The sequence below is a fragment of the Frigoribacterium sp. AC512 genome (assembly GCF_979258295.1).
In genome coordinates, this window is the sequence record NZ_OZ409850.1 from 3,130,507 (window position 1) to 3,146,541 (window position 16,035).

Consider the following 16,035-nt stretch of genomic DNA (forward strand, 5'->3'; position numbering starts at 1 on the left):
CGATCTGTGCGCTCAGTGTCGGCATTTGCGGGCATAGGGCTGACGGAGGGGCCGGGCGCAGGAGGCGCGGGCTGGGAGATCGCTGATGATTCAGTTGCTAAGAGATCAGGCGGGGATAGCGTCGGCGGCATGAGCACAGCAGCGACCCGTCCCGCCTCCGCCACCGCACCTCCGGCGTCCTCCGACGTCGTCCGCCAGGTCGTCGTCGTCGTGGGCGCCGTGCTCGCGATCGTCCTGGCCGCGATCGGCTCCGGGGCCTTCGGCGGCACCTCCGTGTCGGGAGCCTCGGGCGGCGCGCTCAGCGCCGACGCGACGCCCATCGCCCCGGCGACGACGGCCTTCTCGATCTGGTCGGTCATCTACGCCGGCCTCGTCGCCTACGCCGTCTACCAGGCACTGCCCGGCCAGCGGGCCGTCGACCGCCACCGTCGCCTCGGGTACTGGGTCGCCGCCTCCATGCTGCTGAACGCGGCCTGGCTGTTCGCCGCCGTGCAGCTCGGCCAGGTCTGGCTCAGCGTCGTCGTGATCGTCGCGCTGCTCGCCGTCCTGGTCCGGATCTTCCTGCTCGTCGTGCACACGCCCACCCGCAGTCGGGTCGACGCCGTCGTCACGGACGGCACCATGGGCCTCTACCTCGGCTGGGTGTCGGTCGCGACGGCCGCCAACATCGCCGCCGCCCTCGTCGAGTCGGGCTTCGACGGCTTCGGGCTGCCGAGCGGCCTCTGGTCGACGATCGTCCTCGCGGTCGCCGGGCTGTCGGGCGTCGCGGTCGCCGTCGTCGGACGGGGGCGGATCGCCCCGATGCTCTCGCTGGTCTGGGGCCTGGCGTGGGTCGCCGTCGGCCGCTTCTCGGGGCAGCCGCTCGACACCGCCGCGGGGGTCACCGCGCTGGTCGCCGCCGCCGTCGTGCTGGTCGTCGTGCTCGTGCTGCGGGTGCGCGCCGAGCGGAGCGGCTCGGCCCGCGTCCCCGGGGAGCCGCTGCGCGCCTCCTAGCGGGCCCGTCCCGACGTCGAAGCGACGAACCGACGTGATCTTCCACGTCGGTTCGTCGCTTTCGCGTCGCCCTGCGCCCTGCGCCTGAGCCCTGCAGGGGCGGGCGAGGGCTGAGGCTCAGCGGCCGCCGGTCAGCTTCCGGTCGCGCTGCGCGACGCCGGCGGTCCCGTACGGGTAGTCGTCGACGCGCGGGCTGCTCGACGCGTCGAGGCGGGCCAGCTCGTCGTCGGTGAGCAGCTTCGCGAGGTCGGACGCGCCGAGGTTGTCGTCGAGCTGTGCGACCGTGCGCGCGCCCAGGATCACCGAGGTCACGGCGGGCTGCCGGAGCAGCCACGCGAGCGAGACCTGCGACGAGGAGGCGCCGTGCGCGTCCGCGACGGACGCGACGGCCTCGATGGCCGACCAGGTCCGCTCGTCGCCGTTGCGCGCCTCCCACGCCTCCATGCCCCGCTTCGGGTCCTCGCCCAGGCGGGTCGCGCCGGTGGGCGCCTCGTCGCGGCGGTACTTGCCGCTCAGCCAGCCGCCGGCGAGGGGCGACCAGGGCAGCAGGCCGATGCCGGCGTCGAGCGAGGCCGGCACGATCTCGTGCTCGATGTCGCGGACGAGCAGGTTGTACTGCGGCTGCAGCGTGACGGGCGGCGCGAAGCCGAGCGCATGCGCACGGGCGACGGCCTTCGTCAGCTGCCAGCCCAGGTAGTTCGAGAAGCCGTAGTAGCCGATCTTGCCCGCGGTGATCGCGTCGTCGAGGAACCTCAGGGTCTCGTCGATCGGCGTGAACGCGTCCCAGGCGTGCATCTGGTAGAGGTCGACGTGCTCCACGCCGAGCCGGCTGAGCGAGGCGTCGAGCGCGGTCGTGAGGTGCCGGCGCGAGAGGCCGACGTCGTTGGGGCCGTCCCCCATCGGGAACCGCCCCTTCGTCGCGAGCACGACCTGCGCCGCCTCCGTGGGGTGCGAGGCGAGCCAGCGCCCGATGATCTCCTCCGAGGTCCCCGCCGTGTACACGTCGGCGGTGTCGACGAGCGTGCCGCCGGCCGCGACGAACGCGTCGAGGATCTGGTGAGAGGTGGTCTCGTCGGCTTCTGCGCCGAACGTCATGGTGCCCAGTGTCAGCTCCGACACGGAGGCACCGCTGTTCCCGAGGGTCCTGTAGTCCATGCCCCGACGCTACGCCGCGAGCTCGTGGCCGTGCCCGAGGAGGCGTCGGCCCGGCACCCGGGAGACGCTCGATACCAGGCGGTCGGGTGAGAGTCGCCCGAGTCAGGCCTGAGAGGTACCATCACGGGAATCGGTGGATCAGGCCGATGCGTGCGAGGTGCGTCGACCACCGGCCTCGTCGCCCACGAGAGCACCCTCGTGCTCCGTCGCACCGCCTGGAGGGGCGCATGGCCAGTCCTGCGACGCCCATGGCCTGGACCCGCGCGGGCTCCCGTCGCCCGGACTTCGACGACCCTCGGGTGCGCGGCGTCGAGACCGCAGACCCCGCGGTCGCGCACTCCATCATCAGCCGCATCTACCGTCTCCGCGACCTCACTCCCGAGGCCGGCCCCGACTTCAGCTTCGGCCGGGTCGTCTCCGGCGACGACCGGTTCGCGATGGGCCAGATCCACTACCGGGGACGGCTGCACGCCGTCAGCGAGCCGCTGCCCGAGTTCTTCTGCATCAGCCGCGTCCTGGGCGGCCGCTACGGCCTCGCGGACGGCAGGGCCGACCTGCGGGCACAGACGGGCGACCGCTTCGTGTTCCCGAGCGACCGGGTCAAGGAGCACCGCTGGGACGACATGCACCTCGGCCAGGTCATGCTCGACCGGGCCGCCATCGAGCGCGAGCTCGCCGGGCTGTCGCTGGCGACGCCGCCCGAGGGCCTGCAGACCCTCGCGATGGAGCCCGTCTCGGAGGCCCTGGGCGAGCACTGGGGCAGCACGACCCGGCACGTGCTCGACGGGGTGCTCTCGAACGACGCCGCGATGGCGAGCCCGCTGGTGCGGTCGGCCGCGTTCCGCTCGCTCGTGACGGCGTTCGTCGAGGCCTACGACACGAACGTGGTGGGGACGGGCCGGTCCTCCGACGCGCGTGCCCTGCCGTCCACCGTCCGTCGAGCGCTCGCCTTCGTCGAGGAGCACGCGCACGACGACATCGGGATCGTCGAGATCGCGGAGGCGGCCCGCCTGACCCCGAGGGGGCTGCAGCTGGCGTTCCGTCGCCACCTCGACACGACGCCGATGGCGGCCCTGCGCGCGGCTCGCCTGCGCGGTGCACATGCCGACCTCGTGCTCGGCGACCCCACGCTCGGGCACACCGTGGCCGGGATCGCGCTGAGCTGGGGCTTCGCGAACCCCGGGCGGTTCGCCGCGCTCTACTCGACGCAGTTCGGCCGGACTCCCCGCGAGACCCTCGAGTCCTGAGGCCTGGCCCCGGCCCCTGGCTGCCGGCCCCCGGGGGAGGCGGCCGTCGCGATCCCGATCCGGCGCCTCCTTCGCTCCGTGTCCTCTGCCTTCGTTTCGTGACCACCTGGTGGCCAGGCGGGGGAGATCCATCGCAGAATGAGGGGGCCTCGCGATTTGGGTTCAGGATCGCGAGTCGTACACGCGGCAAGCGCAGGGACGTCGGGTCCCGGTCGCGGCTGCGAGGGGTGCGGGTGAGGGCGTCGGGTCCCCGCCCGCACCCCCTTCTCGTTCCGCTCTCCGAGCCCGCGGGCCGTAAGGTCGTCCCATGTCTGGCAGCACCTTCGGTGAACTCTTCCGCGTCACGAACTTCGGCGAGTCGCACGGCGTCGCCATCGGCTGCGTCATCGACGGGTGCCCTCCGGGCCTCGCCCTGACCGAGGCCGACATCCAGGGGGAGCTCGACCGCCGCCGCCCGGGCACCTCGCGCCACGTCACGCAGCGCAGGGAGCCCGACGCCGTCGAGATCCTGTCCGGCGTCTACGAGGGCGTGACGACGGGCACGCCGATCGCCCTCATGATCCGGAACGTCGACCAGCGCAGCAAGGACTACGGCAACATCCTCGACACGTTCCGCCCCGGCCACGCCGACTACACGTACTGGCGCAAGTACGGCGTGCGCGATCCTCGTGGCGGCGGCCGCTCCTCCGCCCGGCTCACCGCGCCGATGGTCGCCGCCGGCGCCGTCGCGCGCAAGTGGCTGCAGGAGCAGGGCGGCATCTCGTTCACCGGCTGGATGAGCCAGCTCGACGACATCGCCGTCCCCTTCACCGACGAGTCGCAGATCTCGCAGAACCCGTTCTTCGCCCCCGACGCGGCGATCGTGCCGCGGCTCGAGGAGCGCATGGACGAGCTGCGCCGCGCCGGCGACTCGTGCGGCGCGCGCATCGACGTCGTCGCCCGGAACGTGCCCGCGGGCCTCGGCGAGCCCCTGTTCTCGAAGCTCGACGCGGACATCGCCGCCGCGATGATGGGCATCAACGCCGTCAAGGGCGTCGAGATCGGCGCGGGCTTCGACAGCGTCTCGCAGCGCGGCAGCGAGCACGGCGACGCCCTGACCGCCGACGGCTTCGAGACCAACGACGCGGGCGGCGTGCTCGGCGGGATCTCGACCGGGCAGGACCTCAGGGTCTCCGTCGCGATCAAGCCGACGAGCTCGATCCGCACCCCCCAGCGCTCGATCGACCGCGAGGGGAACGAGACGAGCGTCGAGACCTTCGGACGGCACGACCCGTGCGTGGGCATCCGTGCGACGCCGATCGTGGAGGCGATGCTCGCCCTGGTCGTGATGGACCACGTGCTCGCGTTCCGGGCCCAGATCGGACCGGTGCCCTTCACGCCCCCGGGGGCCTGATCGGGGCAGCTCGGCCGAGCGCCCTGCTCAGCCGAGCCGCACCTCCTGCAGGGCTGAGCCCTCCGGGGCTCAGTCGCGCGCGGACACGTCCGTGTGGACGAAGTTCGTCGCCGAGCGGCTCGCGGTCGGCCCGCGCTGGCCCTGGTACCGCGAGCCGTACTCGCCCGAGCCGTACGGGTGGTCGGCCGGCGAGCTGAGGCGGAAGAAGCAGAGCTGCCCGATCTTCATGCCCGGCCAGAGCTTGATCGGCAGCGTCGCGACGTTCGAGAGCTCGAGGGTGACGTGCCCGGTGAAGCCGGGGTCGATGAAGCCGGCCGTGGAGTGCGTCAGCAGGCCGAGGCGGCCGAGCGAGCTCTTGCCCTCGAGGCGGGCGGCGACGTCGTCGGGCAGCGTGACGCGCTCGTACGTGCTGCCGAGGACGAACTCGCCCGGGTGCAGGATGAACGGCTCGTCGGCCGGCGTCTCGACGAGGCGCGTCAGCTCGGGCTGCTCGGCGGCCGGGTCGATGAACGGGTACTTGTGGTTGTCGAACAGCCGGAACAGGCGGTCGAGCCGCACGTCGATGCTCGACGGCTGGATCAGCGACGAGTCGTACGGGTCGAGGCCGATGCGCCCGGCGTCGAGCTCGAGCTTGATGTCGTGGTCGGAGAGCAGCACGCGGTCAGCCTAGTCAGCCGCCCGGTCCGCCTCGCTGCCCGGCGCCTCCTGCACCTCGTGGCTGACGATGGCGATGTGGGTGCGCACCTGGTGCTCGGCCGCGTCGCCGTCGCCGTCGGCGACCGCGCGCGCGGCCGCGACGTGGGCGTCGAGGGTGCCCGGCCAGGGGACGGCCGGCGTGAGGCCGAGGTCGGCGCGCCCCTCCAGGATCTCGCGGACCGGGGCGGCGAGCTCGGCGTAGAGGAGGTTGCCGCTGGCCGTGAGCAGCAGCGAGTGGAACGCGACGTCGATCGCGAGGTACTCGGACGAGTCGCCCTGCCCGGCCCGGCCGAGGTCGTCGAGCTCGGAGGCGAGGCGCACGAGGCCCGCGCGCTGGTCGTCCGTGGCGTTCCGGGCCGCGAGCCGGGCGGCGACCGGCTCGAGCGCGGCGCGCAGCTCCATCAGCTCGACGAGGTGACGCTGCCGCAGCGGGCCGGCCAGGGTCCAGCGGATGAGCTGCGCGTCGAGCACCCGCCACGACTCCCGCGGCTGCACGGTCATCCCCACCCGTCGGCGCGACCGGATCAGGTCGAGCGACTCGAGGACGCGCACCGCCTCGCGCACGGCGGTCCGCGAAGCCCCGAACTCGAGCTCGAGCGCGGCGAGGGTGAGCACGGTGCCCGGGGGGAGGTCGCCCGAGGCGATGCGGCCGCCGAGGGCGTGCACCAGCCGGGCGTGCGTCCCCTCGGCCCCGGGGCGAGATGTCATGAGGGTCATCCTGTCGTAGGCCGAGAGCTCGGCACGACTTGAAAAGTACTACCTTTGATGGCACCCTGGCCTTCACCGCGGTCGCGCACCTCCTGTGCGCCTCGACCGCGGACTCGACGGGCGCAGCCCACGGTATTCAACGGAGAAGATCGACATGGACGACTGGACTCAGACCCTGGGGGCGGCTCCGCTGCTCGCGATCGCCGCGGGGGCGATCGCCTTGATCCTGGTGCTCGTCATCAAGTTCAAGCTGCACGCGTTCCTCACCCTCGTCATCGTCGCGGCGCTCACCGCCCTCGCGACGGGAATCCCCACGGGCGCCATCGCCGACCTGCTCGTCACGAGCTTCGGCAGCACCCTCGGCTCCGTCGCGCTGCTCGTCGGGCTCGGGGCCATGCTCGGGCGGCTCGTCGAGTCGTCGGGGGGCGCCCGGGTGCTCGCCGACCGCATGGTGGACGTCTTCGGCGAGAAGCGCGCGCCGTTCGCCCTCGGCCTCGCCTCGCTGATCATGGGCTTCCCGATCTTCTTCGACGCCGGCCTGATCGTCATGCTGCCGATCGTCTTCGCCGTGGCCCGCCGCATGGGCGGCAAGTCGCTGCTGCTCTACGGCATCAGCTCCGCCGCGGCCTTCTCGGTCATGCACGTGTTCCTGCCGCCGCACCCCGGCCCGGTCTCGGCGACCGAGCTGCTCGGCGCCGACCTCGGCATCGTCCTCGTGGCCGGCCTCGTCATCGTCTTCCCCGTCTGGTACGTCTCGGGCTACCTGTGGGCCAAGTACGTCAACAAGCGCATCCCGCTGCCCGTGCTGTCGCTCTTCGGCAGCGAGAAGGACGACGTCCACGCCGCGAACCCGCCCAAGGCCGGCACGGTCATGGCCGTCCTCGCCGTCCCGCTCGTCCTGATCCTCCTGAACACCGGGCTCAGCTCGCTCGGCTCCGTCGGGGTCGTCGACCCCGACGCCACCTGGGTGCAGGCACTCGTCCTGATCGGCACCAGCGGCATCGCGCTGCTCATCTCGGTCCTCGTCGCGGCCGTCGTGCTCGGCCGGGCCCGCGGCGTCGGCGGCAGCGCGCTCGAGAAGGTGCTCGACAGCGCGCTCGGCCCCATCTGCTCGGTCGTGCTCATTACCGGCGCCGGCGGCATGTTCGGCGGCGTGCTCCGCGCCTCGGGCATCGGCGACGCGCTCGCCGACGTGCTGGGCGACCTCGGACTGCCCGTCATCGTCGCGGCGTGGATCATCGCCGCGATCCTCCGCCTCGCCCAGGGCTCGGCGACCGTCGCCCTCGTGACCGCCGCGGGCCTCGTCGCCCCGGCCGTCGCGCTGGCCGACCTCAACGCCGTCCAGCTCGCCGCCGTCGTGCTCGCCACGGCCGCCGGATCGGTCTTCGCCGGCCACGTCAACGACTCGGGATTCTGGCTCGTCGGCCGGCTGATGGGCATGGACGTGAAGACCACCCTGCGCGTGTGGACCGTCCAGCAGGGCGTCGAGTCCGTGCTCGGCTTCGCCGCGGCGCTGCTCGTCTTCGCCGTCGGCTCGCTGGTCTGACGACCGCCCGGACCGCCCGGAACCACCAAGGAGAACCATGACCTCGTCCCTGTTCGACCTCACCGGCCGGCTCGCCCTCGTGACCGGCTCCTCCCGGGGCCTCGGCCGCTCGTTCGCCCTGGCGCTGGCGGAGGCGGGGGCCGAGGTGATCGTGCACGGCCGGGACGCCGAGGCGCTGCGCGAGGCCCAGGACGCCCTCGAGGCCGCCACGGGGACGCGGCCCGCGACGACGGTCTTCGACGTGACGGACGCTGCTGCCGTCGAGGCGGCGGTCGCCGACCTGGTCGCCGAGCACGGCGTCCCCGACGTCCTGGTCAACAACGCGGGGGTGCAGAAGCGGGCGCCGTTCACCGAGTTCCCCGTCGAGGACTGGGACGCGGTCGTCGCGACGAACCTGTCGAGCGTCTTCTACGTCTCGCGCTTCGTCGCGCCCGGCATGGTCGAGCGCGGCTCGGGCAAGATCGTGAACGTCGCGAGCGTCCAGTCGATGCTGGCTCGGCAGACCATCGCGCCGTACTCGGCGACCAAGGGCGGCGTCGCGCAGCTGAGCCGCGGCATGGCCGCCGACGTGGCGCGGCACGGCGTGCAGGTGAACACCCTCTCGCCCGGCTACTTCGCGACCGAGATGAACACCGCGCTCTGGCAGGACGAGGACTTCGACGCGTGGCTCCGCCAGCGCACCCCGGCTCAGCGCTGGGGCCGCGTCGAGGAGCTCACGGGGACGCTCATCTACCTCGCCTCGAGCGCGAGCGACTTCGTCTCGGGGCAGAACATCTTCGTCGACGGCGGCATGACGAGCGTCGTCTGACGTGCGTCGTCCGACGAGCACGCAGGACCGACCCGCCCACAGAGGAGAACGACCGTGAAGACCATCCAGATCGACTCCGCGACCGTCCTGACGGAGCGCGAGGTCCCGACGCCCGAGCCCGGCGAGGGCGAGGTGCGGATCCGCGTCGACTTCGTCGGCATCTGCGGCTCCGACCTGCACTACTACTTCGAGGGCGCCAACGGGGCCTTCGTCGTCGAGGAGCCCCTCGCCCCCGGCCACGAGCTGTCGGGGCGCATCGACCTCGACCCGAGCGGTCAGTGGGCCCCCGGCACGCCCGTCACCGTGCACCCTGCCCGGTTCGGCACCCCGACCGAGGGCACCGAGGACGCGCCGCACCTCTGGCCGGGCGGCTCCTACCTCGGCAGCGCCTCGACGCACCCGCACACGCAGGGCGCCCTCAGCGAGTACCTCGTGGTCGACGCGGGCATGTTGCGGGCGCTGCCCGAGTCGCTCCCGCTCGAGCGGGCCGCGCTCGCCGAGCCGCTCGCCGTCGCCCTGCACGCCGTGACCCGGGTGGGCGACGTCGCGGGTGCCCGCGTCCTCGTCTCCGGCGCCGGCCCGATCGGCCTGCTCGCCGCCGCCGCGGCCCGTGCCCGCGGCGCGGCACGCGTGACCGTCGTCGACGTCCTGCCCGAGCCCCTGGCCAGGGCGCTCGCCGTGGGTGCCGACGAGGTCCTCCGGCTCGGGGAGGACGCCGTCCCCGCCGACTCGTTCGACGTCGTGCTCGAGTGCTCGGGCGCCGCGCCGGCCGTCAGCGCCGCCTTCGTCGCCGCCCGTCGCCTCGGCGTCGTCGCGCAGGTCGGCATGGTCCCCGACGTCGCCCGCCCGGTCAACCTCGCGCCCGCGATCTCGAAGGAGCTGACCGTGCTCGGCGTCTTCCGCTTCCGGGACGAGATCGACGAGGCCGTGCGGATGCTCGACGCCGACCCGTCGCTCGGCGCGGTCGTCACGCACGTCGTCGACAGCGCCGACGCGGCCCGGGCCTTCGACGTCGCCCGGGACTCGTCGGTCAGCGGCAAGGTCCTCGTCGCCGCCTGGCCCGACAGGCCGTAGGAGGCGCCGATCGCGCCACGGGACGGGGCCGGCGAGCCTCGTCCCGCCCCGCAGGGGGAGGATGGAGGCATGCGCGCCGTCACCGTCCCCGTTCCCGGAGGGCCCTCCGCCCTCGTCGTCAGCGAAGTCCCCGAGCCCGTCGCCGGTCCCCACGAGGTCGTGATCGACGTCGCCGCGGCGGGCGTGAACCGCGCCGACGTCTCGCAGCGCGAGGGGCACTACCCGTCGCCGGCCGGGGCGCCCGCGTGGCCGGGGCTCGAGGTGAGCGGCACGGTCGTGAGCGTGGGCAGCGAGGTGACCGGCGCCTCCCTGGGCGACTACGTCCTGGCGCTGCTGCCCGGCGGCGGCTACGCCGACCGCGTGGCCGTCGACGAGGGCCTGCTGCTGCCCTACGCGAAGGGCCTCGACCTGGTCGAGGCGGCGGGGCTGCCCGAGGCGCTCGCGACCGTCTGGTCGAACGTCTTCATGTCGGCCGGGCTGCAGCCGGGCGAGACCCTGCTGGTGCACGGCGGGTCGAGCGGCGTCGGGTCGATCGCGATCCAGCTCGCCGTCGCCCGTGGCGCCACCGTCTACGCGACCGCCGGCTCGGCCGAGAAGACCGCGTTCTGCGAGCAGCTCGGCGCGGCCCGCGGCATCGACTACAAGCAGGAGGACTTCGTCGAGGTCGTCCGCGAGCTGACCGACGGGCGGGGCGTCGACGTCGTGCTCGACCTCGTCGGCGGCGACTACCTCGCGCGCGACGTCGAGGCCGTCGCCCCCGGGGGACGCGTCATGGTGATCGCGACGCAGGGCGGAACGGCCGCGACGATCGACGTGGGGCGCCTGATGGCCAAGCGCGCCCGCATCTGGGGCACGACCCTCCGCGCCCGTCCGCTCGAGGAGCGCCGCGCGATCATGGCCGAGGTGCGCGAGCACGTGTGGCCGCTCGTCGCCGCCGGCACCGTGCGGCCGGTGCTCGACAGCGTCTACCCGCTCGAGTTCGCGGCGACGGCCCACAAGCGGATGGAGTCGGGGCAGCACCTCGGCAAGATCGTGCTCGCGGTGCGCTGAGGGCCCTGCGCCCGGCCGATCTCAGTCCTCGTCGTCGTCGCCCGGGATGTGCACGTCGGTGACGGACACGTTGACCTCGGCCACGTCCATGCCGACGAGCTGCTCGATGGCGGCCGCGACGGACTCGCGGACCTGGTCGGCGACCTGGCTGATGGCGACGGGGTACTCGACGACGATCGTGACGTCGGCCGCGACCTGGATCTCGCCGACCTCGACGCGGACGCCCTGGCCGAGGTCCGTGCTGCCGACGACGTCGCGGAGGGCGCCGAAGGCGCGGGCCGCGCCGCCGCCGAGGGCGTGCACGCCGGGCACCTCACGGGCGGCGATGCCCGCGACCTTGGCGACGACGGCGTCGGCGACGACGGTGCGGCCGGGCGTCGGGCCGTCCGTCGCGGGGCCGGTCGGGGTCGTGGCGGCGGTGAGGGTGGTCGGGGTGGTGTCGGCCATGGTGGCTCCGTTCTGCGAGAGGCTGGTGTAGTCATGGACGAGACGCACGCCGGGACCTGATCGTCACGGAATCCGTCCCAGTCGTTCCATCGAACGCCCTGCCGGGGCTCGCCGCACAGAGGAGGCACCGTGTCGATCGACCTCACCGAGGCTGCCGACGGCACGCTCGCGTCCCGTGCCGCGGAGGGCGACGAACGGGCCTTCGAGGTGCTGCTGCGGCGCCACCTCGGGCTGATGACCGCCTACGCGACGCGCCTGACCTCGTCCCGGGCCGACGCCTCCGACGCGGTGCAGGAGGCGTCGATCACCATCTGGCGGGAGCTGCCGGGCCTGCAGACCCCCGACGCCGTGCGCGGCTGGATGATGACGATCGTGTCGCGCAAGGCGTTCGACCTGATCCGTCGTCGCCGTCCCGCGGCCGACGTCGACGAGCTGGAGGTGCCCTCGGCCGACGGCGCCCACGACGACCCCGAGAGGCGGGCCCAGTCGTCCGACGCGATGGTCGCGCTGCGCCAGGCGCTCGACCGGCTGCCCGCCGCCCAGCGCCGCGTGTGGACCATGCGCGAGGTCGGCGGCGAGTCGTACGCTGACATCGCGGAGCGGACCGGCTCGTCCGTGACCGCCGTGAGGGGCCAGCTCGCTCGTGCCCGAGAGTCACTGACCCGAGAGATGGAGGCCTGGCGATGAGCGACCCGACGCCCTTCTCGCCCTCCGCGCAGCCGAGCGACGGCCGCGCCGAGGGCCCCCTGACGGACGTCGGATCGGGCTCGGGGGCCGACTCGGTCCCGACCGAGCGGCTCGCCGACTACCTCGACGCCGGCCGTGAGCCGTACGACCCGCTCATCGAGGACGACCCCGAGTGCCTGGCGCAGCTCCTCGCGCTCGAGCGGCTGCGGGCGCTGTCGTCCGAGCTCGTCGAGAGCGACGTCGCGACGGCTCCGGCCCCCGACCCGTCGTGGATCGCGAGCGTCATGGACCGCGTCCGGCTCGAGTCGCGCACGGGGCGCGACATCCCGCTCGCGTCGCCCGACGTCCGCAGCACCCTGCACATCACCGAGGGCGCGGTGCGCTCGCTCGTCCGCGAGGCCGGCGACGCGGTGCCGGGTGCCGTCGTCATCTCGTGCGGGCTGGCCGGCGACGTGGGCGTCGTCGACGCGCCGATCAGGGTCGACGTGGCGGTGAGCGTCGTCTACGGCGCCGACCTGCGGCGAGTCGCCGAGCTCGTGCGCGAGGCCGTGTCCGAGGCGCTCGCTCGGCAGACCGAGATCGTCGTCGAGTCCCTCGACGTCACCGTGCGCGACGTGCACCTCGAGGCCCGAGAGGCAGGACTGTGATGGACGACCCGACGATCGACGACCGTGCTGGTCAGGGCGCAGGCCCGGCCGTGGGTGCCGACGGCGTCGCGACCGTGCCGCAGGACCGTCTCGACGACCTCGCGCTCGAGCTCGGAGCGCTGGCGGCGGAGACGGACGGCGTCGCCCGCGTGCACGCCCGGCCCGGTGCGGTCGAGATCGCCCGCCAGGCGCTCGGCGGACTCCGGGCAGCCGTCGCCAGCGTGACCGGTGCGGCCGGTGCAGTCGTGACCGGTGCCGCGGCGGCCGGCGTGCCCGCCTCGGCCGGCGCGGCCGACGGGACCCCGGGTCGGCCGAGGCCGCTCGTGACGCTCGCCGTCACCGACGACGAGACGCGGGTGGTGCTCGACCTCGCCGTGGACGACGCCGCCTCGGGGCCGGCGGTCGCGCGGGCGGTCGCGGCTCGCCTCCTCGGGCACCTCGAGGCGCAGCAGCTGCCGGCCCCGACGATCGACGTCCGCATCGTCGGCACCTCGTCGTAGCCGGGGGCGGACAGCGCGGGGAGGCGCGCCTACCGTCGAGGGGACCACGACCGACCGAGGAGGTCACCATGAGCAGCGTCCCCATCACCCCGCAGAACCCCGACTCGAACCCCGACGACGCCCAGAAGTGGGACCAGGTGCTGAAGGGCGAGGACTACGACCTCGACGCCGACGGCTCGGTCGACGACGACGTCGATCAGCGCGCCGACGACGCCCCGACGCAGGCGCCCTCGCCCGACCAGGTCTGAACCGCGTCGACGAACGCACGGGACCGCCCGCCGTCCCCGACGACGGGCGGTCCCGTGCCGTGTCCCACGGCGGCGAGCTACTCCTCCGAGACGCCCTTGCTGACGTCGGTCGGCGCGTCGAACGAGTCTCCGTCGAGCGCCTCGAGCGCCGACACGACGTCGTCGGGCGCTCCCTGCTCCCTCGCCGTGGCGATCAGGTCCTCCTTCGAGACCGGGTAGTCCACGCCGCTGAGGTACTTCTGCATCTGGATGGGGTTCGGGGTGTCGGCCATGACGGTCGCCTCCTTCATCTCGGGGTGGCCCGGCCGGGTCCGGCCGGGGTGTCGAGGTCGACCAGGTCCGTCGCCTCGACGTCGCGGCGCTCCACGGTGGTGGGCGCCTCGAGGTGGACGGCACCGCTGGGGACGATGCCCGCGCCTCCTCGTGCCTGCATGACGCGCCACTGGGCGGCGACGTCCTCGCCCGCGTGGTCGCGCGGCAGGTCGTCCCAGAACCCGAAGCCGCCGGCCTCGAGCAGGACGTCCCTGCGGTACAGCGCGCAGCCCCCGACCCAGGCCACCCGGTAGGCCTCCCAGCCGCCCTCGGGCACGTCGAGCCGAGCCGCCTCGTGGACGAGGTTCGCGGCGTTGTGCAGCCGCCAGCGGGAGAACGCGGGCGTGTCCCGACGGACGCGCTCGGGCAGCACCTCGCCGGACCAGAGCTCGAAGGCCTCCCGTTCGTGCGGCCGGACGTCGTCCAGGTACGACAGGCCCTGCACCGCCGAGCCGACGAAGCCGCAGCCGAGCCGGTCCAGGGCGTCGTGCATCCGGTGGAGAGCCCCGGGCTCGAGCCAGACGTCGTCGTCGAGGAACAGCACCTCGGGTGCCGTCGCCCGCTCGAGCAGCGACTGGCGGTGCTCGGCGAGGCCCCGACGCGGCAGGTGGACGTGCGTCTCGACGGAGCGTCCCTGCGCGCGCAGCACCCGCACCATGGCCTGCGCCGCCGGGTGCGCCCAGTCGGGCTGGCCCTCGGACTGGTCGCTCACCACGACCGAGAACGGCGGGTCGTCCTGGGCGGCGAGCCCGGCGAGCGTGACCGCCAGCTCTGCCGGGCGATCGGCGGTGGGCACGAGCACGTCGACGAGCGCAGGAGGCGCCCCCTGCGCGTCGAGGACCGACGCCGACGCCGACGCCCACGCCCCCGACCAGCGCCGGCTGCCGCTCACGCGCGTCCCCGTCCCGGGCCGTCGCCGTCGGCGCCGGCACCGTGCGACTGGCGGATGCGGTCGACGATGCCCGTCGTCGAGTGGTCGGCGACGTAGTCGAGGATGCGCACCTCGCCGCCTCCCTCGACGACCGAGGCCGTCTCCTCGAGCATCTGCGGCGTGTAGTCGCCGCCCTTCGCGTAGAGGTCGGGTCGGACGCGACGGATCAGGGGGATCGGCGTGTCCGTGGCGAACGACGTGACGTAGTCGACGCAGCTCAGCGCGGACAGCACGCCGGCCCGGTCGGCCAGCGCGTTGATCGGTCGGCCGGGGCCCTTGAGACGCCGGGTCGAGTCGTCGTCGTTGAGCGCGACGACGAGCACGTCCCCGAGCTGCTTCGCCTGCGTCAGGTAGGTGGTGTGGCCTCGGTGCAGCACGTCGAAGCAGCCGTTCGTGAGGACGACGCGTCGGCCCGCCGCCCGCTCCTCGTCGAGCCGGCGCGCCAGCTCGTCCAGGCCCAGCATGAGGTCGCCGGTGCGGTCGACGTGCCCGACGAGGTCGTCCGTCGAGCACACGGAGGTGCCGAAGCGCCGTACGACGACGTCCGCCGCCGCCTGCGCCAGGTCGACGCTCGTCGTCAGCGGGAGGCCGGCTGCCCGTCCGACGGTCAGCGCGGCGACGAACGAGTCGCCCGCGCCGGAGGCCTGCCGCTCGCGCGCCCGACGCGCCCAGGTCCGGTGCTGCACCCGCGCCTCCTGCGGGCTGCCGTCGCCGCGGTCGAGGGCGACGTCGGGCTGACCCGCCGTCGCATCGCCGTGCTGACCCGCCGTCGTGCCGCCGTGCACGAGCAGCATCGACCCGTCGTGGTCGAGCGTCGCCACGACGGCGGCCGCCCCCGAGCGCTCGAGCAACGAGGAGGCGGCGGCCTCGACGCGCTCGACGCGGACGTCGGTGGGCAGCGAGTCGCCGATCGCGATCCCCGCGAGGGCCCCGCTCTCGCCCGCGTTCGGCGTGACGAGGTCGGGCCGCAGCCGCGCCCAGGGAGCGAGGTCGTGCGCGTCGACCACGACGAGCGGCGGGCGGTCGGCGGCGGGCCGGGCGACGAGGGCGTCGAGCACGACGCCGGTGAGGCACCCGGAGGCGTAGTCGCAGACGAGCTCGGCGTCGGCGCCGTGGGCCTGTGCGAGCGCGGCCTCGGCGAGCAGCGCGAGGGAGGCGGCCGGCGCGGGCTCCGACTCCACGTCGTCCAGCCGGATGAGCACCTGGTCGTCGACGAGAACCCGGTTCTTCGCGACGGTGGCACGGCCGCGCACGCGCACCACGCCCGTGGTGTCGACGCCGTGCGAGGCGAGCAGCTCGGTGAGCCGTCGGCCGGCCTCGTCGTCGCCGACGATCCCCGCGAGCCGCACCCGCGCGCCCAGGGCGGCGAGGTTGACCGCCGTGTTGGCGGCGCCGCCCGGCACGAACCGGCGGTCGGCCACCTCGACGACGGGCACGGGAGCCTCGCGCGTCATGCGCTCGGTCGTGCCCTGCCACCAGCCGTCGAGCACGAGGTCGCCGACGACGCTGACGACCGGGGCGGCGTCGCGCAGGGCGCGCACCACCTCGGGGCTGAGCCCCCGGACCTGGCCGAGGTCGATCCGGCCCGCCACG

The 16,035-nt window shown here is 74.0% G+C and carries 18 protein-coding genes; 11 read left to right on the plus strand and 7 right to left on the minus strand.

Features of this window, described 5'->3' with window-relative positions; genetic code table 11:
• Positions 1–129 precede the first annotated feature (129 nt).
• Entirely contained in the window at positions 130–993 is an 864-nt protein-coding gene (locus tag ACZZ97_RS14425; RefSeq protein WP_463473591.1) for a tryptophan-rich sensory protein, read from the plus strand.
• A 117-nt stretch (positions 994–1,110) separates the two neighbouring features.
• Here ACZZ97_RS14425 and ACZZ97_RS14430 read toward each other — a convergent pair whose 3' ends face one another.
• Positions 1,111–2,148, minus strand: a complete 1,038-nt coding sequence (locus ACZZ97_RS14430; RefSeq protein ID WP_463473592.1) for an aldo/keto reductase — start codon at positions 2,146–2,148, stop codon at positions 1,111–1,113.
• Positions 2,149–2,375: 227 nt separating this feature from the next.
• On the opposite strand from ACZZ97_RS14430, the gene ACZZ97_RS14435 reads away from it, so the two are divergent.
• On the plus strand, positions 2,376–3,395 hold the full coding sequence (locus ACZZ97_RS14435) for a helix-turn-helix transcriptional regulator (protein WP_463473593.1): 1,020 nt from the start codon (positions 2,376–2,378) through the stop codon (positions 3,393–3,395).
• A gap of 307 nt (positions 3,396–3,702) precedes the next feature.
• Complete coding sequence (gene aroC / locus ACZZ97_RS14440) at positions 3,703–4,788, plus strand: chorismate synthase (protein ID WP_314102871.1); 1,086 nt, start codon at positions 3,703–3,705, stop codon at positions 4,786–4,788.
• Positions 4,789–4,857: 69 nt separating this feature from the next.
• On the opposite strand, the gene dcd is transcribed toward aroC, so the two are convergent.
• Positions 4,858–5,445: a dCTP deaminase gene (dcd, locus tag ACZZ97_RS14445; protein WP_123548404.1), complete on the minus strand. Its 588-nt coding sequence runs from the start codon at positions 5,443–5,445 to the stop codon at positions 4,858–4,860.
• Positions 5,446–5,454: 9 nt separating this feature from the next.
• Positions 5,455–6,192 carry a FadR/GntR family transcriptional regulator gene (locus ACZZ97_RS14450; RefSeq protein ID WP_314102867.1) on the minus strand — a complete coding sequence of 246 codons (738 nt, stop codon included), beginning with the start codon at positions 6,190–6,192 and terminating at the stop codon, positions 5,455–5,457.
• A 154-nt stretch (positions 6,193–6,346) separates the two neighbouring features.
• On the opposite strand from ACZZ97_RS14450, the gene ACZZ97_RS14455 reads away from it, so the two are divergent.
• From ACZZ97_RS14455 to ACZZ97_RS14470, 4 genes are all read left to right on the plus strand, one after another.
• Entirely contained in the window at positions 6,347–7,738 is a 1,392-nt protein-coding gene (locus ACZZ97_RS14455; RefSeq protein ID WP_123548405.1) for a GntP family permease, read from the plus strand.
• A 37-nt stretch (positions 7,739–7,775) separates the two neighbouring features.
• Positions 7,776–8,546, plus strand: a complete 771-nt coding sequence (locus ACZZ97_RS14460; protein ID WP_314102864.1) for an SDR family oxidoreductase — start codon at positions 7,776–7,778, stop codon at positions 8,544–8,546.
• Positions 8,547–8,600: 54 nt separating this feature from the next.
• Positions 8,601–9,620: a zinc-binding dehydrogenase gene (locus tag ACZZ97_RS14465; RefSeq protein ID WP_463473594.1), complete on the plus strand. Its 1,020-nt coding sequence runs from the start codon at positions 8,601–8,603 to the stop codon at positions 9,618–9,620.
• 69 nt (positions 9,621–9,689) lie between these two features.
• On the plus strand, positions 9,690–10,670 hold the full coding sequence (locus ACZZ97_RS14470; protein ID WP_463473595.1) for an NAD(P)H-quinone oxidoreductase: 981 nt from the start codon (positions 9,690–9,692) through the stop codon (positions 10,668–10,670).
• A 21-nt stretch (positions 10,671–10,691) separates the two neighbouring features.
• Here the strand turns inward: ACZZ97_RS14470 and ACZZ97_RS14475 are convergent, their stop codons facing one another.
• Positions 10,692–11,117, minus strand: coding sequence for an Asp23/Gls24 family envelope stress response protein (locus ACZZ97_RS14475; RefSeq protein WP_463473811.1), 426 nt, complete (start codon positions 11,115–11,117; stop codon positions 10,692–10,694).
• A gap of 129 nt (positions 11,118–11,246) precedes the next feature.
• Between ACZZ97_RS14475 and ACZZ97_RS14480 the strand changes: the two genes are divergently transcribed.
• The 4 genes from ACZZ97_RS14480 (at position 11,247) to ACZZ97_RS14495 (ending at position 13,199) form a co-directional block, all read left to right on the plus strand.
• Positions 11,247–11,804 carry an RNA polymerase sigma factor gene (locus ACZZ97_RS14480; RefSeq protein WP_314104372.1) on the plus strand — a complete coding sequence of 186 codons (558 nt, stop codon included), beginning with the start codon at positions 11,247–11,249 and terminating at the stop codon, positions 11,802–11,804.
• The gene (locus tag ACZZ97_RS14485; RefSeq protein ID WP_314104375.1) at positions 11,801–12,451 is read left to right on the plus strand and encodes an Asp23/Gls24 family envelope stress response protein; all 651 of its coding nucleotides are present in this window, start codon (positions 11,801–11,803) and stop codon (positions 12,449–12,451) included. Before ACZZ97_RS14480 ends, ACZZ97_RS14485 begins: the two co-directional genes overlap by 4 nt.
• Entirely contained in the window at positions 12,451–12,951 is a 501-nt protein-coding gene (locus ACZZ97_RS14490; RefSeq protein WP_463473596.1) for a hypothetical protein, read from the plus strand. The genes ACZZ97_RS14485 and ACZZ97_RS14490 overlap by 1 nt, the downstream gene beginning before the upstream one ends.
• A 68-nt stretch (positions 12,952–13,019) precedes the next feature.
• On the plus strand, positions 13,020–13,199 hold the full coding sequence (locus ACZZ97_RS14495) for a hypothetical protein (RefSeq protein ID WP_463473597.1): 180 nt from the start codon (positions 13,020–13,022) through the stop codon (positions 13,197–13,199).
• 77 nt (positions 13,200–13,276) lie between these two features.
• Here ACZZ97_RS14495 and ACZZ97_RS14500 read toward each other — a convergent pair whose 3' ends face one another.
• The 3 genes from ACZZ97_RS14500 to rfaE2 are packed head-to-tail and all read right to left on the minus strand — an operon-like array spanning position 13,277 to position 16,034.
• Positions 13,277–13,471, minus strand: coding sequence for a DUF2795 domain-containing protein (locus tag ACZZ97_RS14500; RefSeq protein ID WP_123548582.1), 195 nt, complete (start codon positions 13,469–13,471; stop codon positions 13,277–13,279).
• A 14-nt stretch (positions 13,472–13,485) separates the two neighbouring features.
• Complete coding sequence (locus ACZZ97_RS14505) at positions 13,486–14,403, minus strand: glycosyltransferase family A protein (RefSeq protein ID WP_463473598.1); 918 nt, start codon at positions 14,401–14,403, stop codon at positions 13,486–13,488.
• Entirely contained in the window at positions 14,400–16,034 is a 1,635-nt protein-coding gene (gene rfaE2 / locus ACZZ97_RS14510) for a D-glycero-beta-D-manno-heptose 1-phosphate adenylyltransferase (protein WP_463473599.1), read from the minus strand. Before rfaE2 ends, ACZZ97_RS14505 begins: the two co-directional genes overlap by 4 nt.
• Between the last annotated feature and the right edge of the window lies 1 nt (position 16,035).